The sequence below is a fragment of the Hymenobacter jeongseonensis genome (genome assembly GCF_015694725.1).
Lineage (GTDB): Bacteria > Bacteroidota > Bacteroidia > Cytophagales > Hymenobacteraceae > Hymenobacter > Hymenobacter jeongseonensis.
This window is the reverse complement of sequence record NZ_JADQDQ010000012.1, coordinates 1-25906: the sequence shown is the minus strand read 5'-3', so window position 1 is coordinate 25906 and position 25906 is coordinate 1. Positions and strand designations below refer to the sequence as shown.

The window sequence follows — 25906 nt, the reverse complement described above, 5'->3', positions numbered from 1 at the left end:
AGGAGCAAAGGACCCTCAATTAACTAAAAGAATAGGGCAGCCTTACTTGGGGCGTGAGCTATTCAGGCTATCGGAAAGATAAATGGCTTTAAGAATCTGGCGTCCGACCACCGGACGGTAATGGTACTCTTCGTAATAGTTTCCTACCACTTCAGTAAATCGATTAACACCGCTGTAATTGTGGACTCGCTCGGCGCCAAAAAGATGCGTCAGCGTACGCACATCAGCCGGATTCATTTGCTCTTGGTAATAAAGCGGGCTGATAATGAAGTGGTAATTGGTGCGCTGCCGGTGTAGAATGTTCCGTATCGCCGTCAGCTGCTTCAACTGCACCGGGCCAATCACGGCCGGCGCAACCGCTGGCAGAGTAGGGCGCGGGTGCAGATGTTTACGCACGTAATAGCCGGTTGAGTCGGTGCGAATTTCCTGTTCGACATCCGGCAAACGCAAGTCGTTGGTGAGCGGGTCGTAAAATATCCGGCGGCTTTCCAGCATGCCGGCCATATCCGGCGTGTAGGTGCCCGTGAGGCGCCGTTTCAAGTATTTTAAGTAAAACTGATTGGATAGGTAGGCTTTCAAAAAACTCACGTGAAATCCCAGGGGGAACTCCTGCGTCAGCCGCGGGTCTTTGCGGGTGAGGTGCGTTTTGATATCCCGCGTTTCTTTCAGCAGCGAAGGGTCGCAGACAATGAGGGCATGCTTAATGCCCGGACTACGGGCTTCAATAAACTCCAGCTTTTTCCAAACGCCGTACAACGTTTCACTGGAAGCATCGAAATGGAATGCTGGGTTGCCGCCGATATACTGGTACCAGTCGCCAATCTGGAACGCCATGGTGCGGGAGTTTCCAAAAATAAAGGACTGGTAGCGCCGGGTCTGGTATGTGTTGACATACATCTGGGTGCTGACGTAATCCCGGTTTGGAATGGTGATGAGGTTGCCTGAGAACGTTGGGTAGTGGTACAACACCCAAAACGGGTCGAACACAAAATAGGAAATAACCAACGCCAAGCCTGGCAAGCTTAGCAGCAGCAGCTTGCTGAGCAATTGGCCTGCGCGGGATGGAATGTGGCGCATTAAAACTGAAAATAAATGAATTTCAATTCCTTAAAGGCGCCGAGTAGGGCGATGTAACCCACAATTCCGTAGTAGAGGCTCCAACGGACCGGCGCTGCCTGCCGGGTAAGCCATGCGCCCACGGCTACGCGGCGCTGGCTATTTTCTACTAACAGTAATATGGCCAGCGCGCCAGCTAAAGCCAGCCATTCCCCCATAGTGTAAAAGCTTGACACGGTTTCGAGCCCGTACCACGTTGCGCCGTGCCGCAGCGATTCGGCATTATCGGCCAGGTGCCGCACGATGTAGAATGCGTCGGACAAATTATTGGCGCGGAAGAATATCCACGCAAAGGTCACGAGTCCAAAAGTGAAGAAGATGCTAACCAACGGGTGGTTCAACGCCGGCAGATGCAGCCGTTTAATAAGGCTGGTTCGGAGGTTAACGGTGAGGTGAGCCATTATTAAATAGCTGCCATGCAAAGCTCCCCACATCACAAACGTCCAACTTGGCCCATGCCACAAGCCACTTAGCAAGAAAATTAGAAGCAAGTTGAGGTAGTTACGCGGTACAGAAACGCGGTTGCCCCCGAGCGGGATGTACACATAATCCTTGAACCACGTGGAAAGGGAAATGTGCCACCGCCGCCAAAACTCCCCAATGCTTTGGGCAAAATAAGGTCGGTCAAAGTTCAGCATCAATTTGAACCCCATAACCCGTGCTGCGCCCCGGGCCATGTCGGAGTACCCGGAGAAATCGCAGTAAATCTGAAAGGAAAAGAAACCAGTGGCAACCAGCAACGGCAAACCCCGAAACTGCTCCGGGTGGCCATATACCTCGTTGACCATTGCGGCCAGCCGGTCGGCAATTACCACTTTTTTAAATAGTCCCCAAGCCATTAAGCGCAGCCCACTTGCCACATTATCATAATCGAAAATCTTCTCTTCGTGAAGCTGAGGCAAGATGTTTTGGGGGCGCTCGATGGGGCCGGCCACCAATTGCGGGTAGAACATGACGTACAACGCATATATCCCAAAATGGCGCTCGGCGGGGTAGGTACCCCGATACACCTCAATGGTGTAGCTCATGGCCTGAAACGTATGGAACGACAAGCCAATGGGCAGAATAATCCGTAAGAGCGGCAGAGAAGCAGCACCGCCCCCAATTGACAATAGGGAATTAAGATTGTCGACAAAAAAGTCGTAGTATTTGAAAAAAGCCAACATCCCTATATTGGCTGCCAGGCTAATAATTAAATAAAATTTGCGTCGATTTCCCGAAGCTTTTTCTATCAGTAACCCCGCGTAATAATCAATAAGAATTAATGCAAATAGAATTAGAATGTAGTACGGTATAAAAGCCATGTAAAACACACAGCTAGCCATTAGCAAGTGAAACCATCGGTACCGGTGTGGCAATAAGAAAAAAATGGCGGTAACCACTGGGAAAAACACCAAGAACTGAAAGGAATTAAATAGCATATTCCTACTTATTCAGAAATGGTTATTCCAATGCAATAGGTAGGGATATGCTGTTTAGGCATGGGGCAATCAACAGGGGGCTAATCGAAATATGCGTTATCAAATGGTAATTGATAATGTGCTTGGTCGGGACATAAAAAAGGCGCGACGGGTACCCGTCACGCCTTTTTTATGTCCCAATTTATTAGCGCTACGCCAAGTTGTTCGACGTAGCCTTGGCCACAAGAAACTCGCGGTTCAGCATGGCAATATTTTCGAGCGAAATGCCCACCGGGCATTCAGCGGCGCAGGAGCCGATGTTGGAGCAAGCGCCAAAACCTTCCTTGTCCATTTGGGCCACCATGTTTTCCACGCGGGTTTTGCGCTCGGCGTGTCCTTGGGGCAACAATGCCAATTGCGAAACCTTGGCTGATACAAACAGCATGGCCGAAGCATTCTTACAAGCGGCCACGCAGGCCCCGCAACCGATGCACGTTGCAGCCTCAAACGCCCGGTCGGCAATTTCCTTGGGAATGGTAATGTCGTTGCCATCCGGCACCCCACCGGTGTTCACGCTCACGTAGCCACCGGCCTGAATGATGCGGTCGAACGCCGAGCGGTCCACGCTCAGGTCCTTGTTCACCGGGAAAGCGTTGGCCCGCCAAGGCTCGATGGTGATGGTGTCACCGTCTGAGAACTTGCGCATGTGCAGCTGGCAAGTAGTCGTGCCCTTCTCCGGACCGTGGCTGCGGCCGTTGATGAACAAGTCGCACGAGCCACAGATGCCTTCGCGGCAGTCGTGGTCGAACGCCACCGGGTCCTGGCCGGCGTGCAGCAGGTCTTCGTTCAGCACGTCGAGCATTTCCAGGAAGGACATTTCGGGCGAAATGTCCTTCACTTTATACTCTACAATTTTTCCTTCAGCGTGGCGGCCTGCTTGGCGCCACACGTTCAGGGTCAGGTTCATCGGTTTGGCGTTGGGATTGGAGCCGGCCATAGTTTTAGTTCTCGTTTGTCATCCTGAGCCCAGCGAAGGACCTAATCACGCCGGCGCTTGTTGGGTTAGTAACTTATTGGGCGCCAGCGTAAGAAGATGCTTCCTTCAGCCGCATGACGGGTGGTATTATTTGTAGCTGCGCTGGGTCAGCTTCACGTTTTCAAACGACAAGTCTTCTTTGTTGAGCTTCTCGGGCTGGTTGTCGCCTTGGTATTCCCAGGCCGCTACGTAGGCGAAGTTTTCGTCGTCGCGCAAGGCTTCGCCCTCGGGCGTCTGGTACTCCTCGCGGAAGTGACCGCCGCAGCTTTCGTTGCGTGCTAGCGCGTCGTCCACCATCAACTCACCCAACTCCAGGAAGTCGGCCACGCGGCCGGCTTTTTCCAAGGTCTGGTTGAGCTCTTCGCCGGTGCCCACCACGCGCACGTCGCTCCAGAACTCCTTGCGGAGGCGCTGAATCTCGGTTTTGGCGTGGCGCAGGCCTTCGGCGTTGCGGGCCATGCCGCAATACTCCCACATGATGTGGCCCAGCGCTTTGTGAAACTGGTCGGGCGTGCGGGTGCCTTTGATGGCGAGGAGCTGCTCGGTGCGCGCCTGTACCCCCGCCTTGGCTTCGGCAAAGGCAGGGTGCTGGGTGTCAACCGGCTTGGGGGCCGTTTGAGCCAGGTAATCACCGATGGTGTACGGGATAACGAAGTAGCCATCGGCCAAGCCCTGCATCAGGGCCGAAGCTCCGAGGCGGTTGGCACCGTGGTCCGAGAAGTTGCACTCTCCTGTGGCGTAGAGGCCGGGAATGGTGGTTTGCAGGTTGTAGTCAACCCACAGGCCGCCCATGGTATAGTGCACCGCCGGGTAAATGCGCATGGGCATTTTGTAGGGGTCCTCGCCGGTGATTTTCTCGTACATGGCAAACAGGTTGCCGTACTTCTGGCTCACGCCGTCGGCGCCGATGCGCTGAATGATTTCGGCAAAGTCGAGGTACACGGCGAGGCCGGTGCTGCCTACGCCGCGTCCTTCGTCGCACATTTGCTTGGCATTGCGCGACGCCACATCGCGGGGTACTAGGTTACCAAAAGCCGGGTACTTGCGCTCGAGGAAGTAGTCGCGGTCGGCTTCGGCAATGTCGTTTACCTTAATCTCGCCTTTGCGCAGGCGCTCGGCCAGCTCCACGGTGTTGGGCACCCACACGCGGCCGTCGTTGCGGAGCGACTCCGACATCAGCGTGAGCTTCGACTGGTAGTCGCCACTGACGGGAATGCAGGTTGGGTGAATCTGGGTGAAGCACGGGTTAGCAAAATAGGCGCCTTTCTTGTGGGCACGCCACGCGGCCGTCACGTTGCAGAGCTTGGCATTGGTGCTCAGGTAGAACACGTTGCCGTAGCCGCCGGTAGCCAATACCACGGCGTGAGCTGCGTGGTTTTCAATCTCGCCGGTGATGACGTTGCGAGTCACGATGCCGCGGGCTACGCCGTCTACCATCACCAGGTCCAGCATTTCCGAGCGGGTGTAGAGCTTCACTTTGCCGTAAGCCACCTGGCGGCTCAGCGCCGAGTAAGCGCCCAACAAGAGCTGCTGTCCGGTTTGGCCGCGGGCGTAGAAGGTGCGGCTTACCTGGGCACCCCCAAAAGAGCGGTTGGCCAGTAGGCCGCCGTATTCGCGGGCAAAGGGCACGCCTTGGGCCACGCACTGGTCGATGATGTTGACCGATACCTGAGCCAAGCGGTAGACGTTGGCTTCGCGGGCGCGGTAGTCACCGCCCTTGATGGTGTCGTAGAACAAGCGGAACACGGAGTCGCCGTCGTTCTGGTAGTTTTTAGCGGCGTTGATGCCGCCCTGCGCGGCGATGGAGTGCGCGCGGCGGGGCGAATCGTGGTAGGTAAACGCCTTTACGTTGTAGCCCAGTTCTGCCAGCGATGCGGCGGCCGAGGAGCCGGCCAAGCCGGTGCCCACCACAATCACGTCGTATTTCCGCTTGTTGGCGGGGTTCACAAGCTTGACGTTGAACTTGTGCTTTTCCCATTTTTCGGCAAGGGGACCTTCGGGGATTTTGGAATCCAACAGCATAGAGTAACGGAGTGAAGGAGTGACTAGTGACCTGTAGAACAGCCAATGAGCGCAGGTGTTACGCTAAAGGGCTATTATTCTACGGGACATATTCCGAAGAATTTAAAATGCTGAAGCCACGCTTTGAAGGAGGGAGGAGGCGTTCGAAACCACTTCGCCGCGTTCATTGGTGAACAGGAAGAAATACAGGGGCATGGAAGCAAAGCCGGCCGCTACCACCACCGAGAAGACATAGCCCGCGTACTTGATGACCGGTATGTATTTGCGGTGATTCAGGCCCAAGGTTTGGAAACCCGACCGGAAGCCGTGCCACAGGTGGTACCCGAGGCTAATCTGCGCCGCTACGTAGAGCAGCACGTACCACCAGAGCTGAAACGACGAAACAACGGCCAAATACAGGTTGTCGTAGTCGGCCGTCTCTACGTCGGCTCCGCCCATCTTGGGCAGGTCGCCGGCAAAGCGGGCACGCCAGAAGAAATTGTAGAGGTGAACAATCAGAAATATCAGGATGATGGTGCCTAGGATGCCCATGTTGCGGGAGGTCCACTCGCTGTTCTGCTCGGCTTTCCACTGCGCGTAGCCCTGGCCGCGGGCGGCCTTGTTGCGCCGGGTAAGGGCAAATGCCTCGTAAATGTGAAAGCCAAATCCCAGTACCAAACCCCACTCAATGGTGCGGATAATGGGGTTAGTGCCCATGAAATGCGAATAAGCATTGAAGGCAGCACCCCCATCGTGCTTGAATAACTGCAGATTGCCAACCAGATGAACCACCAGGAACGTGCACAGAAACAGGCCCGTAACGGACATTATGAGCTTCCGGCCGATGCTGCTGGTTAAAGTTTTTGTTATCCAACTCATAAAGTAGCCAAACTGGGGAAGTGAAGAGGTGTGTTTATAGCACCCAAAGGTAGGCCCCACCCGCTAACCGAACAACGCAAAGGCCCGATTCTTGCCTGCTAGTGCATGCGCCTAAAAAAACCTCACAAACGGTGGTGAATCTATCCGCGGCGGGCATCGTTTACCCGTACAAGCGCGTTATTGCAGAATAACTCATTGGCACTGGCGAATGTTAGGTTTCTACGCCCCCTGATGTGTTCGGTCGCGAGTAGCGGCCACTCGTTCTCCTTACTTTCCTCTATTTAGCCGGTATGCTACAAAAATTTCTACTTCGGGTTAGGGCGCTGCCGCGTTTAGCGCTGCTCGTGCTGGTGATGGCCACCGGGCTGGGCGTGCTGCCGCACGCGGCGTGGGCCTCCCACATTCGGGCCGGCGACATTCAGGCCAAGCCGGATACGACGGCGAATCCGGTTCCGCGCCGCATCTTTTTTAAGATGATTCTTTACACCGACAATACATCGCCGGTGAAACAACCCACCGCCACCATCTTTTTTGGCGATGGCACCTCGAGCTGTTTTGACGGGGTGCCGCGGGTGGGCGTCGAACGGCCCATTCCGGGCAGCCCCGATACCAGCCTCAATATTTACTTATTTGAGCACACCTTTCCCTCAACAGGCAGCTACGTCGTCAGCTTCATCGGCGAAAACCGGAACCGGGGCGTGCTGAACATGGACCGGTCGGATGACCAGTCGTTCTACATCAGTACCACCATTACGTTGGACCCCGCCATTCGGAACAACCGTTCGCCTGTGCTCACGGCGCCGGCTATCGACAAGGCGGGCGTGGGCCAGGTGTTTCTGCACAATCCCGCGGCATTCGATGCCGACGGCGACTCACTGGCGTTTAGACTGCGGGAAAGCCAGCGGGTGGCAACGGCCATTCAGGACGTGGTAGGCGCTCCGTGTGTTGGGTCCGGCACCAACCGGCCGAACAACACGATTGTCCCTAACTTTCGCTATCCCAATGACCCCAGTATTTCCGGTAATAGGCCAGTTCAGGTAGAATACGATGGGGTCCCGGTGGGAAGAGAGGGCGCTGATGCCATTTTTGTGCAGGACGTGAATACCGGCCAAATCACTTGGAATGCGCCCAACACCGTGGGGCTCTACAACGTGGCCATGGTGGTAGAAGAATGGCGCCGTACGCCCTTGGGCAGGCGCAAGATTGGCGAGGTGATTCGCGACATCCAGATAATTGTAGCCGGCACCCCCAACATACGGCCTACGATTACCATTCCGGAAGACATCTGCGTGATTGCTGGGCAGAATGTGCCAGGCGCTGTTTCGGCGGTTGATGGCGCATCGCCCTCGAACCCGCAGACGCCCATTTCCCTGTTTGCCTATTCGGGCATTATTCCGCCGGCTACCTTTCGCCAAACGGCTTCGGGTCCGCCCAGAGCCGAAGGTGTTTTCAATTGGCAAACAGAGTGCAAAGACGTAGCGGAATTGCCTTACTTGGTTGTGTTCAAAGCCCAGGATAACCCCCCAGGCCCGATAACCGGTACCAACGTGCCGCTTATTGATGAGAAAACATGGCGCATCACTGTCATCGGGCCCGCGCCCCAGAGCCTGCGGGCCACCCCCGTCATTGGGAGTGGTACCGACCGCAACCGTGTCCAACTCAATTGGAACCTTTATCAATGTGCTAACGCCTCGCGCATTTTTATCTACCGGAAGTTGAATCCCTCGTCTTGGTCGCCTGATGACTGCGAAACCCGCATACCGGCTTCGGCAGGCTATACCTTGGTAGGAAGCGTGGCCGCTACTGAAACATCTTTCCTCGATAGAAATGCCGATGCCAACGGCAACGTGCGTGGCCTTGACCGGGGCCAAACCTATTGTTACCGTATTTATGCGGAGTTCCCGCTGCCAAAAGGAGGCGCCAGTATTGCTTCGCAAGAGGCTTGTGCTACTTTTCCCGGTACTCCCGCCCGTCTTATTAAAGTGGACGTGGAAAATACCGGCGTGACCAATGGCCAAATTCAGGTGTGCTGGACCCAGCCCCGCCAAGCTAACGGGGGGACCTTGGGCGGTACCCCCAGCTACGTGCTATCGCGCGGCGAAGGCCTGACGCCAACGGCTTTTACGCCCATTGCTACTATTACTTCATTGGCAGATACGTGCTACACCGACGCTGGTATCAACACTGAAGCGCTGCAATACACGTATAAGCTGGAGTTTGTACGCACCTTTCCGCCTAGCGATAACCAAGCACCAATACGGGAAGTAGCACCGACGGCCAGCAGTGTGCGCGTGAGCGCCGTGCCTGCCAACCCGGAAGCATCGGCCATTACAGTAAGTTGGACCTACAACGTGCCTTGGGACAATACCACGCGACCGGCCGTGATTTTCCGGCGCACCGGCAACACGGGGCCTTTCGTCCGGCTCAACACGGCACCAACCACACCCACCGGCGGCATCTACCTGGACAACGACCCGGTGCTTCGTAAAGGCCAGACCTATTGCTACTATGTACAAACCGATGGGCTATACCCTGACGTTAGCTACCTCAACTCCCTGATAAACCGGAGCCAGGTGCAGTGCATGGTGCTGATGTCACCGCCGTGCATCCCGCTGTTGACTCTGGAATCGACGAACTGCGACAGCCTGGCGGCGCTGCCGGAGTTTCCGCGCCCGAACGAGCGCTATACCAACCGCCTCAGCTGGACGCTGAGTGCCTTGCCCACCGGCTGCGACACAAACATTGCCAGCTACCTGCTTTATTACCGGCCTACGCCCACCGGGCCGTTCACGCTGCTGGCCACCACCACGCAAACCAGCTACACGCACCGCGACCTGGAGTTCAACGGCGGCTGCTATGCCGTGCAAGCCGTGGCCCCGGGCGGGGTGGTGAGCGACACGAGCAACATTGCTTGCCAGGATAACTGCGTGTTCTTCCGCCTGCCCAATATTTTTACGCCCAACGGCGACGGGCAGAACGAGGTGTTCCGGCCCAAGAACCACAGCCCGGTGCGGCGGATTCGCTACCAGGCCTTCAATCGCTGGGGCGTGAAAGTGTTCGAGAACGTGACCACTTCAGACGACCGCATCCTCATCAACTGGGACGGCGGCGGACCCGTCGGCGAGTCGGGCAATGGCAACTCCCCCAAAGTGTCGGACGGCATTTACTACTACCTGGCGGAGGTGGAGTTTGCGGACTTTGCCAATACCAAGCGCACCTACAAAGGCTGGGTTGAGGTGAGGCGCTAGGAGGTTAACCAGCAGGCGAAAAACAAAAAAGGCTGCTCCCAACGGAGCAGCCTTTTTTGTGCCTGAGTTGTGCCGTTGGCCCGTTTATTTGCAGCTTGCGTCCCCAACCGCTGCGGTGGTTGGCCCGGCGCTATGCCTTGTCATTGCCTTCTAATTTATCTCCAAGCGTGCTCGTGAACCCTTCCAATTCCTCCGATTCTCTCCAGACGGCCATCATTTTTCCCGGTCAGGGCAGCCAGTTTCCGGGCATGGCCCGCGAGTTGATCGAGCAAAACATGGACGCTCGCGCCCTGCTCACCCAGGCCAACGACATTCTGGGTTTCAGCCTGACCGATATCATGTTCAGCGGTTCGGACGAGGACCTGCGGCGCACTGATGTCACCCAGCCGGCCATTTTTGTGCATTCGGTGGCCCAGTTTGTGGCTCGCCCCGAATTGCAACCCGCCATGACGGCCGGCCACTCCCTGGGCGAGTTTTCGGCGCTGGTGGCCGCGGGCGTGCTGCGCTTCGAAGACGCGCTGCCGCTGGTGGCCCGCCGTGCCCAGGCCATGCAGGCCGCCTGCGAGGAGCAGCCCGGTACAATGGCCGCCATTCTGGGGCTTGATGATGCCACCGTGGAGCGAATCTGCCAGGATATTTCCGATGCCGGCGACATTGTGGTGGCCGCCAACTACAACTGCCCTGGCCAACTGGTCATTTCCGGCTCCACCGCCGGCGTGGCCAAGGCCTGCGAAGCCTTGAAAGCTGCCGGTGCCAAGCGGGCCCTGCCGCTGCCCGTGGGCGGCGCGTTCCACTCGCCCCTGATGCAAAGCGCCGCCGCCGCACTGGCCGAGGCCATCGAAAAAACCACGTTCGGCGAAGCACGCTGCCCCGTGTACCAAAACGTGGACGCGCTGCCCCACTCGTCCCCGGCCGAAATCAAAGCCAACCTGCTGCGCCAGCTCACCGCGCCTGTGCGCTGGACCCAGGCCGTGCAGCAGATGGCTGCCGACGGGGCTACCGAATTTGTGGAGTGCGGCCCGGGCAAAGTATTGCAAGGGCTGGTGAAGAAAATCGTGCCCACAGCCACCATCGGCTAAGTGGCGCTGCCTCTGCCCGAGAATCTACACTGGCCGCGGTGGTTTGGCTGGTCGGTGGCGCTGGCGGTGCTGGTGCAGCTGGCCCTGTTTGCCTTGGCCACCGGGCCCGGCTTGGCCGGTACCGCCGATTCGGGCTACTATGTGCACGCGGCCACCACGTTGCGAACGGCCGGCCGCCTGCTTCACCCCGACGGCTCGGCGTACCGCTACTGGCCGCCCCTTTACCCAGTGCTGGTTTCCCTCGGCGGCAGCTTGGCGGTGCTGCGGTTACTGCACGGCGCGGCGATGGTGGTCAGCTTGGTAGCTTGGAGCCGGCTGGGCCGCTGGCTGCTGCCGGGCTCGCTGGCCCTGGTATTTCCTTGGTTGCTGGCCTTCAGCACGCCGTGGTTGGTGGTGAGCAAGTTTGTGTGGGGCGAAGCGGTGTTCTTGGCCTTATTTGCGGGGTATGCCGCCGCGTTGTTTCGTTGGCTTCGGCAGGGGCAGCGGCAGTGGTGGTGGCTGGCTACGGCCTTGGGTTTCCTGCTGCCCTTGCAGCGTACGGCGGGCTTCTTTCTGCTGGCGGGCACAGCACTGAGCTTGCTGCTGGCACGCCGGTCGCTGGGGTGGAAACGCCTGCTGCCGGTGGCCGGGCATACGTGGCTGGCGCTGCTCGGGGGCGTAGTGTGGCACGTTTACGCATTATTGGTAGCTGCCCCCAGCGTTTACCGCCTCAACCGCGGCTGGCCGCAATTTTTCAGTTCCGCAGCCGACTATGGGTTTGTGGTTAGCCGCTGGCTGCTGCCTGTGCGCGCCGCCTGGCGTCCCGAATTATCCCTGCTTTGGGCTCCGGTATTGGCCGGGCTGCTGGCGCTGCTCTGGCCGCGAGCCCCTCAGCCGGAAGCAGTAGGCGCCGGCCACTCGGGTAGTGAGTTGGTGGGGCCGCATCGTTTTCTGCGGGTGTTGTGGATTGCGGTGCTGGCCTTTGTGCTATTGCTGCTGATTTCTACCACCTTCACCCGCAGCGCCGCCGGGCTCTACGATGCTGAACGGTACGCCAGCGTGCTGTTTGGGCCTGTGGTGCTATTAGCGCTACAGGGAATGGGCCGCTGGTTCGAATCAAAGCCGGGAAACCGGAGCTGGTCTTCCTGGCTGGTGGTCGGCATTGTGAGCATGTGGTTGGTGTATTCAGCGGGCCGCACCATTAGCAACGCACGAGCCCTGCGCAAGCTGGCGCCCATGGCGTGGACGGCTGCGCAGTAAGGCTGACTACGCCCTACCAGAACCGGTTGGTGCACACCACCTGGGCCTTTTTCTTGAGTCGCAAACCCACTAATATTTCATGGCTGCCGCCGTGGTAGCCGGCCAGCTCCGAGAGGCCCGCATCGTAGGAATAGCCCAGCGTGTACTGCTCATAGCTGAGGCCCACCATCGCTACGGCCGAGTCGAAAGCGCGCCACGACACGCCGGCCCACAGTAGGTCTTGGTACTTAAGTTTGGCGTTGATATCAAACGAGAGCGGGGCCGGGTTCACGGCTTTCACCAGCACCGACGGCACCAGCGACCAATCGTCGTTGAGCGGCAGCCGCACCCCGGCCGTGGCAAAGTAGTGTCGTTTCAACGTGTTGCCGGGGGCGCCCTCGCCCAACTGGTCGCGCCCGTAGGAAAAGTTAAGCTGGTTGCCCAGCAACTGAGCCCCCGAAAGGCCCACGTAGAATTTGGAAGTGTACATCCACAACCCTACCGTTCCATCCAGCACCTGCGACGCGGCACTGGGAGCAACGGTGGTGGGGTCGTAGAAGCGCAGCTGCTGCCCATCGACGGAAAATTGCTGCATGCCAGCCGACATGCCCAGTGCCAGCCGCAGGTCGGGCGTCAGGACCATGTTGTAGGCGTAGGAAACGTAGGCGCCGGCCCGGCTGGTGGGTCCGGTCACGTCGTTGTACACGAGGCCGCCCACCGCATGAAACGGCCGGCGCCGGTCCCGTATGGTTCGCTTTTGGGTGCTGCGCCACTTGCCCAGCGATGAGCTGATGCTGGCGTAGTAGGTTTTGGGTGCCCCTTCCAGGCCCGTCCATTGGGTACGGTAGCTGAACTTGACGTCGATGTAATCCTCCACGCCCGTGGTGCCCGGGTTGAGAATGTAATTATTGTTCATGTACTGGCTGTACTGCGCCTGCTGCTGGGCCCGGGCCGGCGCCCCGGCCCAGAACAGCAGCGGGAGCAATAGCACGCGCAGGGCACGATTCATAACAGTAGTTGTCATATGGTCTATCAATAAGAAGCAAGAAGTAGCCCCACGGGGCCACCTTCGCATGACGTTTTCTTAATACAAAATCGTAATCGACCCACTGTAGGACTTACCCAACGGACCCCGCGTGACCACGACATAGTAGTAGGTGCCCACCGGAGCGGGCTTGCCGTTGATGTCGCCGCGCCACTCATTGGCCCGGCCGTAGTTATCAGCCGAGAAAACTTGGTTGCCCCAGCGGTTGAATACGCTCACGGTATTGTTGGGAAATTGCTCGATGAATTCAATCTGCCAGGTGTCGTCGCGCCCGTCGTTGTTGGGTGTGAAGGCGTTGGGAATTCGAATAGCCGGGCGCACCCTCACCGTCACCTGGTCAGAATCGGCGCAGCCGCCCGCCCCAGCCGAGAGGGTATAGGTCGTGGTGACCATAGGCGAGGCCACGGGCCGCAGCCGGTCGCTGCCCGGAAAGGTCAGCCCCGTCGTCGGCGTCCACGTCACGGGGTAGGTACCATCGGCGCGGCCTTCTAGCGTCACGGACGTGCCCGCCAGAATCTCCTTGTCAGGCCCAGCATCCACGTCAACAGGCGGGCTAATGCGCACCGCTATGCCGTTGGAAACAACCGTAACCGGCTGTCCACACACGTTGGTGGTGCGTAGGCGCAGCGTCACGGTCTGGCCATCACGCAGCGTGGTTCTGGTAAACACCGGGGTCGTAGCACCAGCTACGTTGCTGCCATCAACCTGCCACTGATAGGAAGGGGCGGGACCAGCGTTGGTCACATTCGCGATGCTGAACGTAAGCGCATCACCTGGGCAAACGGGACCACCCGGCTGCACGCCAATGGATAGCGTGGGCAGCGGCGTTGGGGTGCGTGTCACCGTGACGGTGGCCGTAGCCGGGCCCGTGCTACACAACCCCGCCGTGGGTGTCACCTCCACCCGTACCTGGTCGCCCGAAACCAAGGTGCTGCTGGTGAACGTGGAACTAGGTCCGTTGGCTACGGATACGTTGTTGACGAACCAGCGGAACGTCGGCGCAGTGCCCGCGTTGGTAGCCACCGCCGTGAAGGTGAGGGGAATGCCGGGGCACTGCGCGGCTGGTGCCGTCAGGGTCACGCGGGGCGTCACCACGGGCTGCACCCGCACCGTCAGAACATTGGAAAACGCCGTTGCGCAAGTGCCGGTACCCGATGTCACCCGGCGCCGATAGTAGGTAGTCGCCGTCAGTCGGCCTGGGGCATACGTCGGGCCAGTGACTCCGCTGATGGTCCGCCAGGTTACGTTATCTGTCGAGGATTCCCATTGATAAGCAAACGTGCCCGTTCCACCCCGAGCCGGGGTAGTGCTGGTGAGGGGAGCCGGCGTGGCGCCGGTACAAATGTCCTGGTTTGCCGCAATGCTACCGGCCGTCAGGGCTGGCAGCACCGTTAGAACGACGACGGGGGAATATACCGGCCCGCACGGCCCCGAGGTCGCCCGGCGCCGGTAGTAGGTCGTAGTCGTGAGCGGACCGGGGGAGTAGTTGGCGCCGGTGGCCCCGGCAATGGGCGTAAAATTGGAGGTGTTCGGTCCCGATTCCCACTGGTAGCTATAGGTGCCGGTGCCGCCGCTGGCCCCGGCCGTGCTAGTGAGGCGGGCAGGGGTAGCGCCAGGGCAAAGCGTCTGGTTGGCGCCGATGCTGCCGGCCGTCAGCGCCGGTGTTACGGTGATGGTGACGACATTGGATACGGCCGGAGTGCAGGCGCTGCCCGAACTTGCCCGACGCCGGTAGTAGGTAGTCACCGTCAAACGGCCCGGGGCATACGTTGACCGGGTGGCCCCAGCGATGGTCTGCCAGGTCGTCCTGTCCACCGAAGATTCCCACTGGTAAGTAAACGACCCCGAACCGCCGGTGGCCGGCGTGGTGCTGGTGAGGGGAACTGGCGTGCCGCCGGCGCAAAGGGCTTGGCTAGCGGCAATGCTGCCGGCCGTCAGCGCCGGTGTTACGGTGATGGTGACGACATTGGATACGGCCGGGGCGCAGGCGTTGCCAGCGCTGGCCCGGCGCCGGAAGTAGGTGGTTACGGTCAGCCGACCTGGCGCGTAGGTTGCGCTCCTGGCTCCGTTGATGGTTGTCCAGGTTACGTTATCTACTGAGGACTCCCACTGGTAGGCAACCGTGCCCGTGCCACCTGCGGCGGCCGTGGTGCTGGTGAGGGGAGCCGTCGTGGTGCCCGCGCACACGGTTTGATTCGCGGCGATGCGGCCTGCCGTGAGCGCCGGCAGTACGGTGATGCTTACCGAAGGGGTAAAGCTGGGAGTACAGTAGGGACCCGATTGGTCCGGTAGGAGCAGCTGCACGCGCCGCCGAAAATAAGTGATGCCAACCGGCAGCGAAGTTGCCGGTCGGTAAGTTGGCCCAGTGGCGACGCCAGGGGCGTTGGTCCAGGTGGCATTGTCTCGAGACGTTTGCCATTGGTAAACCAGCGGTAGGCCGCCGTCGCCCGACGCATCAACCGTGCTGGTCAGCGTGTCAGCGGCGGTTCCGGCGCACAGCGTTTGGGAGGCAGCAATCCTCCCCGGATTAGGCAGGGCGGGCACCAGAATACTGCCCGAGCTTTCGCGGCAAAAACACGCGGTCGTGATGCGCAGCGTTACGGTGTAGGTGCCGGGCCTGGCGTACGTATGCACGGGATTTTCTTGGGTTGAGGTGGTGCCGTCGCCAAATTTCCAGGCGTAGGTTTTGCCGTCAAAGTCAATGGGCGGGGCCCGAAATGAAATTTGCCGACAACCCGTTATCTCAAAACTAGGCCCCACGCGCAACAGGGAGCTTTGGTTGAAGTTGACCAAGCCTAGGCCACTCAGGCGGCCGCCCAACTGCAGGCTATCGTCGGCATAGCCGACTTTGGCCCCCAGCGAGTCCGGGTAGGGGATGAAGCCCAGTGCGGGCTGGTTGTTGCGGGCCACGTAAATCTTGCCATCGGGCGCGGCCTGCATCGAGCCCAGGTTGACGGGGGTATTCTGATTGAGCGGAATGACCTCCTTGGTAACCGACCCGGTGCCGCTGATATCGAATTGCAGCAGCTTGGGCGGGTTATTCACCGTGGCGTAGAGGTAGCTGCCGGGCGAAAAACTCACCCCGTAGTATTTCCCTTCGCCGCTGTCCACCACGAACGGAACTTGAGGATTGACGCTAACCTGGCCTGTGCTGGTATCAAACCCAAACAGTTCGACGGTGCTGCTGCTGTCGCCTACCGCTTCGCTGTAGCGGGCCAAGGCCAGCCGCTGGCCATCGGGGGTTACCTTCATCTGGCCTTTGTAGCCCAGGGCCGCCACGCTCGGCGCGTGCAGGCTACCCACAGTTGAGATGATGGGCGCGTCGATGACGACCGGACCTACATAGCCGGGTGATTGCCGCACGCGGTAGGCCAGAAAGGCGTCGCCCCGATTGTCATTGCCAGACTTGGCATCGCCCCAGCCGTGCGCGATAACCCAGATATCGCAGCCGTTTTTGTGAAATACACCCGTAAGCTTCTCTGCCATGCCGCGGGCCAGGGGCCTGTTTTTGATAGAGTCGATGACGATGCCCGGCCCGCCGCCCGCCGGAATCTGAATTTCCGAGTAGCTCAGGCCCACGGTGCTGTTCAGGGTGAAGAGGAGGTAGCGTGTCGGTTGGCCTGACGTAACCAAGTCCGGCAGCTTAATAGGTAAGGGGCCGTCGGTGGTGGTGCTGTCGCCAGCTAGTCCCCGGCCGTTGGTCATCACGGTGCCGTCGCCGTTCCAAACGGTTTTGCCGTTGCTGTAAAAGAGAATTTTACCGTCCTTGTCCGACATCACCCCCGAGCCAGCGGGGGCAATCATCGCCCCATCAGTGAGCACCTCCGGCAGGGCGTCGGCTGAGGCTTGGTTGAAGTCCAGCCCTGCCTTAAAGCCGAAATACCACGTGTTGGCAAATTTTTCATCGGCCGCGCATTCAGGAGGAGGCGTGCCTTGCGCCATAGCCGTGGTGGCCGTGCCACCCAGCAGCAGGAGCAGCAGTGTGAGCAACCAACTAGCTGCCAAGCGGGGGAGGCCGGCTTCTGCCTGGTCGCGCTCGGCTGCGTGTAGAGAGAAATAGTTGCTACGGGATGAGGCAGGATGCGACAGCTCTGCGAGCATAAGGGGGCAGGTAAGTGGGCAGATAGGTAAGTAGGATTCAGAAAGAAAAGTGCCACCTGCCGCTTGTAAGAAACGGAGCTTGACGGCCGGTTATTGCCGAAAATTGCTGCCAGCTGGTTCCAGTAAATCTACGCACAGCCGGGAAGGTTTATACATGGCACCTATCGGGTGGTGAAGTCCGCCAGAACCATGCGCCTATTTCAGTGTCATCAGGCCAAATTAGTGCCTTGAGCGGCTGCCGCTAGTTCGTGGTCTTTCACTGCCCCTAGGGTAAACAAGAGACTTATTTCCAACAAAGACAATAATGGCGCGTGAATCTGCATTGGGCGTCCGCGCAGCCGCCGCTTCTCGCTTACTTCGGCTGTCATCCTGAGCATTCTGCGAGTTAAGCAGAGACCAAGGTCCTGCTTCTGTCCGAATGATTCGTTTTGCGGTGAAAAGATGCTTCGCAGGCTCAGCAGGACAGGAAGCGCGACAGAGATGCTTCGGCTGCGCGGAGGCCCAATGCAGCATGACGGGCCACTCTAAGTTTTTATAATGCTTAGGAAAAAGCACAGGTTCTGTTCCAGTTATTCGTTCGGCCACCGTCGCACGGGCAGCGGGTCGGGGCAGTGGGCGAGCAGCTCCGCCACGGTTGGGCCAAGTGGCGACAGCCACTGGGAAGGCACGATTTCGGCCAGCGGCACCAGCGCAAAGCGCCGCTCGGCCAGGCGCGGGTGGGGCACCGCAAGGCCGGGCTGGGCTATTATCTCCTGCCCATAAAACAATATGTCTACATCGAGCGTGCGGCTGCCCCAGCGTTCGAGCCGTTCCCGACCGGCCTGCCGCTCGGCGGCCAAGCATTGCTCCAACAGCTGCTCGGCGGATAGAGATGTCTCAACGGCTAGGGCTTGGTTGAGAAAAGCCGGCTGGTCTTCCCGGCCCCAAGCCGCCGTTTCGTACAGCGCCGATGCCACCACCACTCGGCCAGCCGTGGCAGCCAGCTGGGCGCGGGCTGCTTGCAGCAGCGCGGCCCGGTCGCCAAGGTTGCTGCCCAGCAGCAGGTAGGCCGTTACCGAACGGCTCACGCTTGCCTATGAAAAAACTCCGCAGTACGCTCCGCCACAATTCGGGCGGGCTCAGGCAAAGCGGTTTCGGGCCAGGGGTGGGCACCGCCAAACATGTGCCCGGCGCCAGGCACCAGCAGCAGCTCGGCGTCGGGCTTGAGTTGGTGCAGGGTGCGGGCGGCCTCCAGGGGCACGGTTTCGTCCTCGTCGCCGTGCACCACCAGCAGGGGCTGGCGCACCCGGCGGCGCACGTTGTGCGGAATATCAAGGCGCGGGCGGTTGGCGATGTAGTCCTCCAGAATCTGGTAGTGGAGCGGCAGTTGCTGGCCGGTGCGCGAGTTGGGCACGTGCAGCACGCCGGCCCGCCGCCACTCGTCCAGCACGGATTGGGGCCAGCGCTGGTCGATGTCGGCAATGCCCGCCCAGGTGGCCACGGCCCGCACGCGGCTGTCTTCGGCCGCCTTCAGCAGCACCAGGCCGCCGCCCCGGCTGTGGCCCGCCAGGTAAAGGCGGTTCAGGTCCATCTCGGCGGCGGGAACGGGCGTGGCGCCGGGCGTGAACAGCGCGTCGATTACCTGCCCAATGTCGTCGAGCTCGATGCTGAAATTATTACGGCCAAAGGCGTCCAAATCCTCCAGGTCGCCGGTGCCGCCCACCACCAAGCCGTTGTGCGAGAGGTTGAGCTTGACGAAAACAAAGCCTTGCTCCGCAAAAAAATCGGCGAGCAACGGGAAGTGGCCCCAGTCTTTAAATCCTTTGAACCCGTGCACAAAAACCACCACCGGTTTGGGCTGGCCAGTAGCCTGATACGTGGCGTCGGCTTCGAAAGCGCGACCGTGGCGCGTGCCGGAGAGCAGAAAAGGCGAGTGAGTGAGCATAGGCGAAGGTAGGGGCCGCGGCCAGCCAAACAGTCGTTCCAATGGTTACAATCGATAACTACGGCGAAAAGTTGGGCGTCGGCCAGTCGGCCGCTCCCCGGTTCTGCCGTATCATTGTCGCCGCAATGCCCCATACTTCGCCCTTTTCCCTCGACCAGATTCAGGCGCCCATCGCGGCCGAAATGGAAGAGTTTGAACACAAGTTCCGCCAATCGATGCGCACCAAAGTGCTGCTGCTCGATAAGATAATGGGGTACATTGTGAAGCGCAAAGGCAAGCAGATTCGGCCGATGTTCGTGTTTCTCACGGCCCGCGCCGCTCGGCCCGAGCCCGCCACCGGCGACCCGCTGCCCGAAGCCTGCTTTCGCGGCGCGGCGCTCATCGAGCTGCTGCACACGGCCACCCTCGTGCACGACGACGTGGTGGACGAGAGCAACTACCGCCGCGGCTTCTTCTCCATCAATGCGCTGTGGAAGAACAAGATTGCCGTACTGGTGGGCGATTACCTGTTGTCGCGCGGCTTGTTGCTGGCCTTGGAAAACGACGATTTCGACCTGCTGAAAATTGTGAGCAACGCGGTGCGCGAGTTGAGCGAAGGCGAGCTGTTGCAGATTGAGAAAGCCCGGAAGCTCGACATCACCGAAGACGTTTATTTCGATATCATTCGCCAAAAAACCGCCTCGCTCATTGCCTCCTGCACGGCCGTGGGCGCGGCTTCGGTGGGCGCCGACAAAGAAGCCATTGAACGGGCCCGGCTGTTCGGCGAAAAGGTCGGCATAGCCTTCCAAATAAAGGACGACCTGTTTGACTACGGCACGGCCGAAATCGGCAAGCCCGTCGGCATCGATATCAAGGAAAAAAAGATGACCCTGCCGCTGATTTATGCCCTTCAGCAAGCTTCCTGGCTGGAAAAGCGCAAGGTCATCTTCAACGTAAAAAACAACGACGGCCACCGCGACCGGGTGCAGCAGGTGATTGAATTTGTGAAGAAGTCGGGCGGCTTGGATTACGCCATTGCCACCATGAAGCGGTACCGCGACGAGGCGCTGGCCATCCTGCACACCTTCCCGGAATCGCCGAGCCGCACGTCGCTGGAGGAATTAATCAACTACACCATCGAGCGGGAGAAGTAGCGCGCTGCTTGAACGGATTTCCGCTGGTTCTGCTGCCTGGTTCAAAAATGCAAAAGCCGCTCAACTTGAGCGGCTTTTGCATTCAATTAATTCCGGGTTTATTGAGCTACCTGGTAGCTGATTTCTTTGGCATCGCTCACCTTGAAGGTCACGCCATCAAACGAACTGTCTACTTCCAGGGAATGCTTCATGTCGCAGCCGGGGCACTTTATTTCCTCTATTTCGTGGTTTTCCGCGTGCTCGACCGAGTCGGCGTGCTCGTTGGGGGCAGGGACACCGATGAGGTCAGTGAAAACTTCGGTGTTACAGTGCTGGCACTCAAACTTGAGGCCAACGGCACGGCCTTGCAAGTCGGCCAGCGGAGCGGGCGAGCTGGGGTTTTGCTGAATCCACATAAGGGGAAAGGGTTGGTTGGAGGAAAGGACAAAGTGCAGCGGTCCGCACTTCGATTGGGTTTACGGAGGGGATTTGAAAAAAGATGAATTGCCCGACTCAGCGGTTATTTTTGACGGCCGCCGAGGGGCTATGCGGGTACTATAAATGAGCTATGGCAACCTTAAAAACAGCGCTTGAAGCACCGGAGGACAAGGTTTCGTTGCCGCGGGTGCCGCGCTGGCGCTCTCTGCTGCGCTCGTTTGCGCTGGCCAAAGACCCGCTGCCGGTGCTGGACGCCACCTTGGCCCGCTACGGCGACACCGTGGAACTGTTCATCGGCGGGGTGGAGAAAAGCATCCTCACCCGCGACCCGGGCCTGACCCAGCACATTCTCCAGAAAAACCACCGCAACTACGCCAAATCGAAGTTTACCCAGGGTTTTTCACGCTACATAGGCCACGGCCTGCTCACGAACGAAGGCCCCGACTGGCTGCGGCAGCGCCGGCTCATTCAGCCGGGGTTTCACCGGCAGCGGGTGGCCGGCCTCACGGGCCTCATGCAGGAGATTACGGCCGAAACCCTGGCGCCTCTGGCCGCGCAGGCCGCCAGTGGGGGAGGTGCCCTCGCCGTGCCGGTGCACGAGCTGATGACGCGGCTCACGTTTCGCATCATTGCCCGTTCGGTGTTCAGTACCAATTTCCCCGAAGCGGAGCTGGACCGCCTGGCCGGGTTGATTACCGAGATTCAAGCGTTTTTCGTGCGCTCCATTCGCCAGCCGTATTTCAAGCCGTGGTTTTGGGTGCGGGGCCAGTTTCGCTACCACGACGCGCTGGCGGCCGAGCTCCGCGCGCTGCTGGCCCGCTACATAGCCCAGCGCCAAGCGGCCAACCGGGAGCCCAGTGCCACGCCGCCCGACGACCTGCTGCAAATGCTGCTCGACGTGCGCTACGAGGACACCGGCGAGCCCATGACCCCCGAGCGGGTGCTCGACGAGGCCCTCATTCTGCTCGTGGCCGGCCACGAAACCAGCGCCAACGCCCTCACCTGGCTCACCTACCTGCTAGCCCATCATCCGGCGGAAGCCGCTAGCATCCGCACCGAAATGGACGCCGTGCTCGCCGGCCGGCCACCCACGTTTGAGGACCTTCCGCGCCTGAGCAAAGCCCTCAACGCTGTGCAGGAGGCCATGCGCCACTACCCGCCCGCCTGGATGGTGGACCGCGTGGCCCTGGCCGACGACGACTACAACGGCCTGCATATCCCCAAAGGCACGCTGTTCTCGCTCTACTTCTACGGCCTGCACCACGACGGAAAGTATTGGGACGCGCCGGAAGAATTCCTGCCAGGCCGTTTCGCGCCCGGGCAGCCGCGCCCGGTGCAGTCGTTTGCCTACGTCCCCTTTGGCGGCGGGCCGCGCCTGTGCGTCGGCATGCAGTTCGCCCTCACCGAAATGCAACTCGTGACATTGGAGCTGCTGCGGCAGTTCGGCATTGAGTGGGTGGCGAACCAGCCGCCCATCACCATGCAGCCGCTCATTACCCTGCGGCCCCGCAATGACTTTCAGGTGCGGCTGCGCTTGGCAAAGCCCAACAAGTAAATTCCTGCCGCAGCGCCCTAACTATTAAGACGCCAGGTGGTACGTCAGGACCGGCGGAAAGGCGTTGGTGGCCACGGTTTCGGCGATGCTGGTTTGGAAGAAGCGGCTCAGCCCCGAGCGGGCGTGGGTGGGAATGACCACCAAATCGGCTTTCACCTGCTGGGCGTATTGCTCGATGCCGCTGGTGGTGCTGGCCGCATTCACTACTTCCATCTCGACCTTGGACAGCCCCGCCCGTTGGGCAAAGGCCTGCATGTGCTGCTGTCCCGTTTCGTAATTGGCATCGGACACGATGTGCAGCAGGTGCACCGTGGCGCCGGGGAAGGCGGCCACCACTTGGCGCAGACCGTCGGTAGCGGCGGCCGATTCTTCGGTGAAATCCGACGGGAACACAATATTGCGCACCTCAAACTGCGCTTGCGGGTGCTTTATCGTGAGCACCGGGCAGGGCGCCAGGCGAATCATGCGCTCGGTGTTCGAACCCACAAAAAAGCCCTCCATGGCGCCGTGGCCCTGGGCGCCCATCACCACTAGGTCGATGCCGTGCTTCTCCACGGCGGCCAGAATGCCGTCGCCGATGCGCGAAACCTCCACCGTATCCTGCACCGATACGCCCGGGGCGAGACGGTGGGCCTCGTCTTTTAGGGCGTGCATGCGGCGCTTGGTCACTTCCATCAGCTTGATGGTGAACAACTCGTCCATGCCGCCGCTGCTGTTTGGAAGCTCCGACCCGTTCACCGGCCCGCCAAAGGTGCTGAAATTGGCCGTGGTGGCTTCGGGCGCTTCGAGCACGTGCAGCAGCGTGACGCTGCCGCCCGTGCGCTGCGCCAACTGCAGGGCCACCTCGTAGGCGTGGTGCGATTCGGCCGAAAAGTCGGTGGGGACGAGGATGTGTTTCATCGGAGAAAAGGGAAGGTGAAGGGCCCACAAACTTCAGTAGACTGATTGTCTTACGGATAACTTCCCAGGGAAGTCGTCTGCTACCGGGCATCGCTTGTTGCTTCTGAACGCGGGTGCTATTGAAAATGGTAGGTCATCACCGGGGGGAAGGCGTGGGTGGCCACGGCTTCGGCCACGCTGGGCCGCAGCCAGGTGCTCAGGCCGGAGCGGCCGTGGGTGGGCATCACCACCCAATCGGATTGCACGCTGTGAGCATACTGCTCGATGCCGGTGCTGGGGCGGTCGGCCTCCACCACGGCCGGCTGCCAGTTGGTGAGCCGATGCTGCAGGGCAAACCGCTGAATCTGCTCCTGCTGCCGACTGGGTTCTACCTGGTGGCCCACCAGCACGTGCAGCAGGTGCAGCCGGGCCTGCGGGAACACGGCCTGCACCTGGCGTAAGCCGTCGAGGGCGCCCGCCGGGCTCCCCGAGAAGTCGAACGGAAACACAATGTTGCGCACCTCAAACTGCGCGTGTTCGTGCTTCACCGTGAGCACGGGGCAGGGCGCTAGGCGTATCATCTGCTCGGCGTGCGAACTCACAAACAGGTGCTGCAAGCCCCCGTGGGCCCGGGCGCCCATCACCACCAGGTCGATTCCGTATTTCTGGATGGCCCGGAGGATGCTGTCGCTCACCGCGCCGGTTTTCAGCGAGTGCTGCACCGGCACCCCCTCGGCCCGTATCTGGGCTTCTTCCTGCAGCGTTTGGAGGCGGTATTTGGTGGCTTCTATCAGCTTGATGGGGAAGATTTGGTCGAGCCCGCCCCCGCCAACCGGCCCGCCCACGCTGCTAAATCCGCCGCCGGAGTCGCCGAGTTCCTCGAGTACGTGCAGCAGCGTGACGCTGCCGCCTGTGTGCTGCGCCAGTTGCAGGGCCACTTCGTAGGCGTAGTGCGCTTCGGGCGAAAAATCGGTGGGTACCAGAATATTTTTCATAGCTAAAAGGAAGAAGAGGTGGAAAACCGAATCTGCCGTGCCAGCCGCCCGCTGCGGGCCCGTGCGTGGGGCCGCAACGGGTGTTAAACCGTTCTGCACCGGGGTATTACAATTTACCTCTTCTTTTTTAACTATGCACTATTCTTTTAATAACTTGTCGACTTCCCGGTTGAAGCCCGCAATTTCTTCTTCGTAGTACTTGCCCGTGCCCGGCCCCGAGAAGCCGGTGTGAATCTTCCGCACGAAGCCTTTTTTATCGATGAAAATGGTGGTGGGGAAGGCCAGCACCTGCGCCAGCTGCGGCAGCGACTTGGCCGCTGAATCCTTGTTCGACACCCCGGCCACGGCTAGCTCATACTTGATGTTGTAGCGCTCGCGCAGGTTGCGCAGGCGGGCCGAAGCCACTTTGTAATCGGAGCTACGCTCGTAGCCCAGGCCGATGACTTCCACGCCGCGGCTCTTGTTTTTCTCGTACCAGGGCGCCAGGAAAGCGGTTTCGTCCATGCAGTTGGGGCACCACGAGCCCAACAACTGCACCACCACCACTTTGCCCTGGTATACGGGGCTGGCGGGCGAAACCACGCCGCCTTCGAACACGCTGGGGAATTTGAAATCGAGCTTGGTCTCGCCCTTTTTAAGGGCAGTGAGCGAATAAGCGTCGGGGAGTTTGGCGTTGGGGTCGAGCACGGCCGTCCAGGTTTCGTGGCCGGCTTTGCCACTGTAGAAATCGCCTTTCAGGGTGCCATCCGGCTGCTTGGCGGCCTGGAAGAGAAAGGCGTGGTTGCCATCGAACGTCGACATGCCCATGCCGGTGGGCAGCACCGCGCCGGAAAGGTAGCGGTAGTCGCCGGTGGTGGTGAGAAACGTGCCCGTAATGGCCGCGCCCTGCTGCTTGAACACACCCACCGCCGGGTAGGTCTTGCCGTCGTCTTCTTTGAAAGTGACCCGCCAGGTGCCGTTGAAATCAGGCGTGTTGGCGGTGGCGGCGGGCTGGGGCTTCTCGCCGTAGAGGGCCACCAGCGGCACCCGGTAGGAGGCAGGCGCGTCGTATTTCACCCACGTGCCGGTGAGTTTATTCTCGCCATCGGCCCGGACCACTAGTGCGGCATCGAATACGTGCAGGCGGATGGTGGCCGAGTCGCCGGCCGCCGAAATGTCGTTGCAGCGCAGGCGTTCCTGGCCATCCAGGCCCTTGTTGATGAGGTACACCACGGGCTTGCCCTGCTCCACAGCCACGTCGAACTCGAAGCCGATGGCCTTGTTCTGGGTCCGCACAAAGCCTTGCCAATGGCCGGCTTTCAGGCCCGCGGGCAGGGCCACGCTGGCATCGGTGGCGCTGGTGTCAGCGGTTTCTTTTTTGGTGGAGGAAGAATCGCAGCTGGCCAACAGGCTCAGGCCCGCGGCGGCCGTGGCCAGCAAACGGAGGGAAAACGTCGTCATAAGTAGTGCAAATGTGCGAAGGGAATGCTGGCAGCGCCAACCGGGGGGCACAACTGCCAGCCGGGCCATTAGGTTGCCGGGTGGCGCTAGTTGCTGGAGGCGCTTTTCGGGAGCTGGGGCAATTTGGCGTTGGGGTCGAGGACGGCGGTGAAGGTTTGGTGGCCGGATTTAGTGGAGTACAAGTCACCTTTTATAGTTGGGTCATTTCCAAAAGATAACAACCCATTAAATAACAAAGCATGACTGCCATCAAAAGTGCTGAGTAGCAAATGCTGTATTTTATTATGTATTGCGATGCTCCCAGATAAATGATGGTAATCCCCGGTCGTCGTCAAAAAAGTACCCGTCAGGTTATTGCCTTTTTGTAGTACTCCCCAAAAGTTGGACAGTAAATGGCGGCTATCTTAGTCAACGCCATGAACCCCAAACGTACCCGTCGT

General features: G+C 59.8%; 18 protein-coding genes. 5 read left to right on the top strand and 13 right to left on the bottom strand.

Annotated features, from left to right (window positions below; genetic code table 11):
• Positions 1-42 precede the first annotated feature (42 nt).
• From I2I05_RS18460 to I2I05_RS18440, 5 genes are all read right to left on the bottom strand, one after another.
• Entirely contained in the window at positions 43-1077 is a 1035-nt protein-coding gene (locus tag I2I05_RS18460) for a hypothetical protein (RefSeq protein WP_196283731.1), read from the bottom strand.
• Positions 1077-2537, bottom strand: coding sequence for an MBOAT family O-acyltransferase (locus I2I05_RS18455; RefSeq protein WP_196283730.1), 1461 nt, complete (start codon positions 2535-2537; stop codon positions 1077-1079). The genes I2I05_RS18460 and I2I05_RS18455 overlap by 1 nt, the downstream gene beginning before the upstream one ends.
• A 190-nt stretch (positions 2538-2727) precedes the next feature.
• A complete protein-coding gene (locus I2I05_RS18450; RefSeq protein WP_196283797.1) occupies positions 2728-3483 on the bottom strand; it encodes a succinate dehydrogenase/fumarate reductase iron-sulfur subunit in 756 nt (251 codons plus the stop codon).
• Positions 3484-3639: 156 nt separating this feature from the next.
• Positions 3640-5574: a fumarate reductase/succinate dehydrogenase flavoprotein subunit gene (locus tag I2I05_RS18445; RefSeq protein WP_196283729.1), complete on the bottom strand. Its 1935-nt coding sequence runs from the start codon at positions 5572-5574 to the stop codon at positions 3640-3642.
• A gap of 102 nt (positions 5575-5676) precedes the next feature.
• Positions 5677-6432, bottom strand: coding sequence for a succinate dehydrogenase cytochrome b subunit (locus tag I2I05_RS18440; protein WP_196283728.1), 756 nt, complete (start codon positions 6430-6432; stop codon positions 5677-5679).
• A 290-nt stretch (positions 6433-6722) separates the two neighbouring features.
• Here I2I05_RS18440 and I2I05_RS18435 point away from each other — a divergent pair, with 290 nt between their 5' ends.
• The 3 genes from I2I05_RS18435 (at position 6723) to I2I05_RS18425 (ending at position 11998) form a co-directional block, all read left to right on the top strand.
• Positions 6723-9680 carry a T9SS type B sorting domain-containing protein gene (locus tag I2I05_RS18435; protein WP_196283727.1) on the top strand — a complete coding sequence of 986 codons (2958 nt, stop codon included), beginning with the start codon at positions 6723-6725 and terminating at the stop codon, positions 9678-9680.
• A 173-nt stretch (positions 9681-9853) separates the two neighbouring features.
• Positions 9854-10759, top strand: coding sequence for an ACP S-malonyltransferase (fabD, locus tag I2I05_RS18430; RefSeq protein WP_317192376.1), 906 nt, complete (start codon positions 9854-9856; stop codon positions 10757-10759).
• Positions 10760-11998 (top strand): hypothetical protein, encoded by a 1239-nt coding sequence (locus I2I05_RS18425; RefSeq protein WP_196283726.1) that lies wholly within the window; start codon positions 10760-10762, stop codon positions 11996-11998. It begins immediately after the preceding gene.
• Positions 11999-12011: 13 nt separating this feature from the next.
• On the opposite strand, the gene I2I05_RS18420 is transcribed toward I2I05_RS18425, so the two are convergent.
• The 4 genes from I2I05_RS18420 to I2I05_RS18405 form a co-directional block, all read right to left on the bottom strand.
• Positions 12012-13001, bottom strand: coding sequence for a PorP/SprF family type IX secretion system membrane protein (locus tag I2I05_RS18420; RefSeq protein ID WP_196283725.1), 990 nt, complete (start codon positions 12999-13001; stop codon positions 12012-12014).
• A gap of 60 nt (positions 13002-13061) precedes the next feature.
• Entirely contained in the window at positions 13062-17123 is a 4062-nt protein-coding gene (locus tag I2I05_RS18415) for a T9SS type B sorting domain-containing protein (RefSeq protein WP_196283724.1), read from the bottom strand.
• 569 nt (positions 17124-17692) lie between these two features.
• On the bottom strand, positions 17693-18190 hold the full coding sequence (folK, locus tag I2I05_RS18410) for a 2-amino-4-hydroxy-6-hydroxymethyldihydropteridine diphosphokinase (protein WP_196283723.1): 498 nt from the start codon (positions 18188-18190) through the stop codon (positions 17693-17695).
• Positions 18187-19047 carry an alpha/beta hydrolase family protein gene (locus I2I05_RS18405; RefSeq protein WP_196283722.1) on the bottom strand — a complete coding sequence of 287 codons (861 nt, stop codon included), beginning with the start codon at positions 19045-19047 and terminating at the stop codon, positions 18187-18189. The genes folK and I2I05_RS18405 overlap by 4 nt, the downstream gene beginning before the upstream one ends.
• 125 nt (positions 19048-19172) lie before the next feature.
• On the opposite strand from I2I05_RS18405, the gene I2I05_RS18400 reads away from it, so the two are divergent.
• Complete coding sequence (locus I2I05_RS18400) at positions 19173-20180, top strand: polyprenyl synthetase family protein (RefSeq protein WP_230688422.1); 1008 nt, start codon at positions 19173-19175, stop codon at positions 20178-20180.
• 98 nt (positions 20181-20278) lie between these two features.
• Here the strand turns inward: I2I05_RS18400 and I2I05_RS18395 are convergent, their stop codons facing one another.
• Positions 20279-20575, bottom strand: coding sequence for a hypothetical protein (locus tag I2I05_RS18395; RefSeq protein WP_196283721.1), 297 nt, complete (start codon positions 20573-20575; stop codon positions 20279-20281).
• 152 nt (positions 20576-20727) lie between these two features.
• On the opposite strand from I2I05_RS18395, the gene I2I05_RS18390 reads away from it, so the two are divergent.
• A complete protein-coding gene (locus I2I05_RS18390) occupies positions 20728-22152 on the top strand; it encodes a cytochrome P450 (protein WP_196283720.1) in 1425 nt (474 codons plus the stop codon).
• Positions 22153-22176: 24 nt separating this feature from the next.
• On the opposite strand, the gene I2I05_RS18385 is transcribed toward I2I05_RS18390, so the two are convergent.
• From I2I05_RS18385 to I2I05_RS18375, 3 genes are all read right to left on the bottom strand, one after another.
• Entirely contained in the window at positions 22177-23052 is an 876-nt protein-coding gene (locus I2I05_RS18385; RefSeq protein ID WP_196283719.1) for a universal stress protein, read from the bottom strand.
• A 116-nt stretch (positions 23053-23168) separates the two neighbouring features.
• Positions 23169-24026 carry a universal stress protein gene (locus tag I2I05_RS18380; RefSeq protein ID WP_196283718.1) on the bottom strand — a complete coding sequence of 286 codons (858 nt, stop codon included), beginning with the start codon at positions 24024-24026 and terminating at the stop codon, positions 23169-23171.
• Positions 24027-24164: 138 nt separating this feature from the next.
• A complete protein-coding gene (locus I2I05_RS18375; RefSeq protein WP_196283717.1) occupies positions 24165-25466 on the bottom strand; it encodes a TlpA disulfide reductase family protein in 1302 nt (433 codons plus the stop codon).
• Between the last annotated feature and the right edge of the window lie 440 nt (positions 25467-25906).

Bases quoted from the DNA above. Each gene is read 5' to 3' on its own strand.
- I2I05_RS18390 (WP_196283720.1), top strand. From the start codon at position 20,728: ATGGCAACCTTAAAAACAGCGCTTGAAGCACCGGAGGACAAGGTTTCG.
- I2I05_RS18400 (WP_230688422.1), top strand. From the start codon at position 19,173: ATGCCCCATACTTCGCCCTTTTCCCTCGACCAGATTCAGGCGCCCATC.
- I2I05_RS18385 (WP_196283719.1), bottom strand. From the start codon at position 23,052: ATGAAACACATCCTCGTCCCCACCGACTTTTCGGCCGAATCGCACCAC.
- I2I05_RS18415 (WP_196283724.1), bottom strand. From the start codon at position 17,123: ATGCTCGCAGAGCTGTCGCATCCTGCCTCATCCCGTAGCAACTATTTC.
- I2I05_RS18450 (WP_196283797.1), bottom strand. From the start codon at position 3,483: ATGAACCTGACCCTGAACGTGTGGCGCCAAGCAGGCCGCCACGCTGAA.
- I2I05_RS18380 (WP_196283718.1), bottom strand. From the start codon at position 24,026: ATGAAAAATATTCTGGTACCCACCGATTTTTCGCCCGAAGCGCACTAC.
- I2I05_RS18435 (WP_196283727.1), top strand. From the start codon at position 6,723: ATGCTACAAAAATTTCTACTTCGGGTTAGGGCGCTGCCGCGTTTAGCG.
- I2I05_RS18440 (WP_196283728.1), bottom strand. From the start codon at position 6,432: ATGAGTTGGATAACAAAAACTTTAACCAGCAGCATCGGCCGGAAGCTC.
- I2I05_RS18405 (WP_196283722.1), bottom strand. From the start codon at position 19,047: ATGCTCACTCACTCGCCTTTTCTGCTCTCCGGCACGCGCCACGGTCGC.
- I2I05_RS18445 (WP_196283729.1), bottom strand. From the start codon at position 5,574: ATGCTGTTGGATTCCAAAATCCCCGAAGGTCCCCTTGCCGAAAAATGG.
- I2I05_RS18395 (WP_196283721.1), bottom strand. From the start codon at position 20,575: ATGTGGATTCAGCAAAACCCCAGCTCGCCCGCTCCGCTGGCCGACTTG.
- I2I05_RS18375 (WP_196283717.1), bottom strand. From the start codon at position 25,466: ATGACGACGTTTTCCCTCCGTTTGCTGGCCACGGCCGCCGCGGGCCTG.
- I2I05_RS18420 (WP_196283725.1), bottom strand. From the start codon at position 13,001: ATGACAACTACTGTTATGAATCGTGCCCTGCGCGTGCTATTGCTCCCG.
- I2I05_RS18460 (WP_196283731.1), bottom strand. From the start codon at position 1,077: ATGCGCCACATTCCATCCCGCGCAGGCCAATTGCTCAGCAAGCTGCTG.
- I2I05_RS18455 (WP_196283730.1), bottom strand. From the start codon at position 2,537: ATGCTATTTAATTCCTTTCAGTTCTTGGTGTTTTTCCCAGTGGTTACC.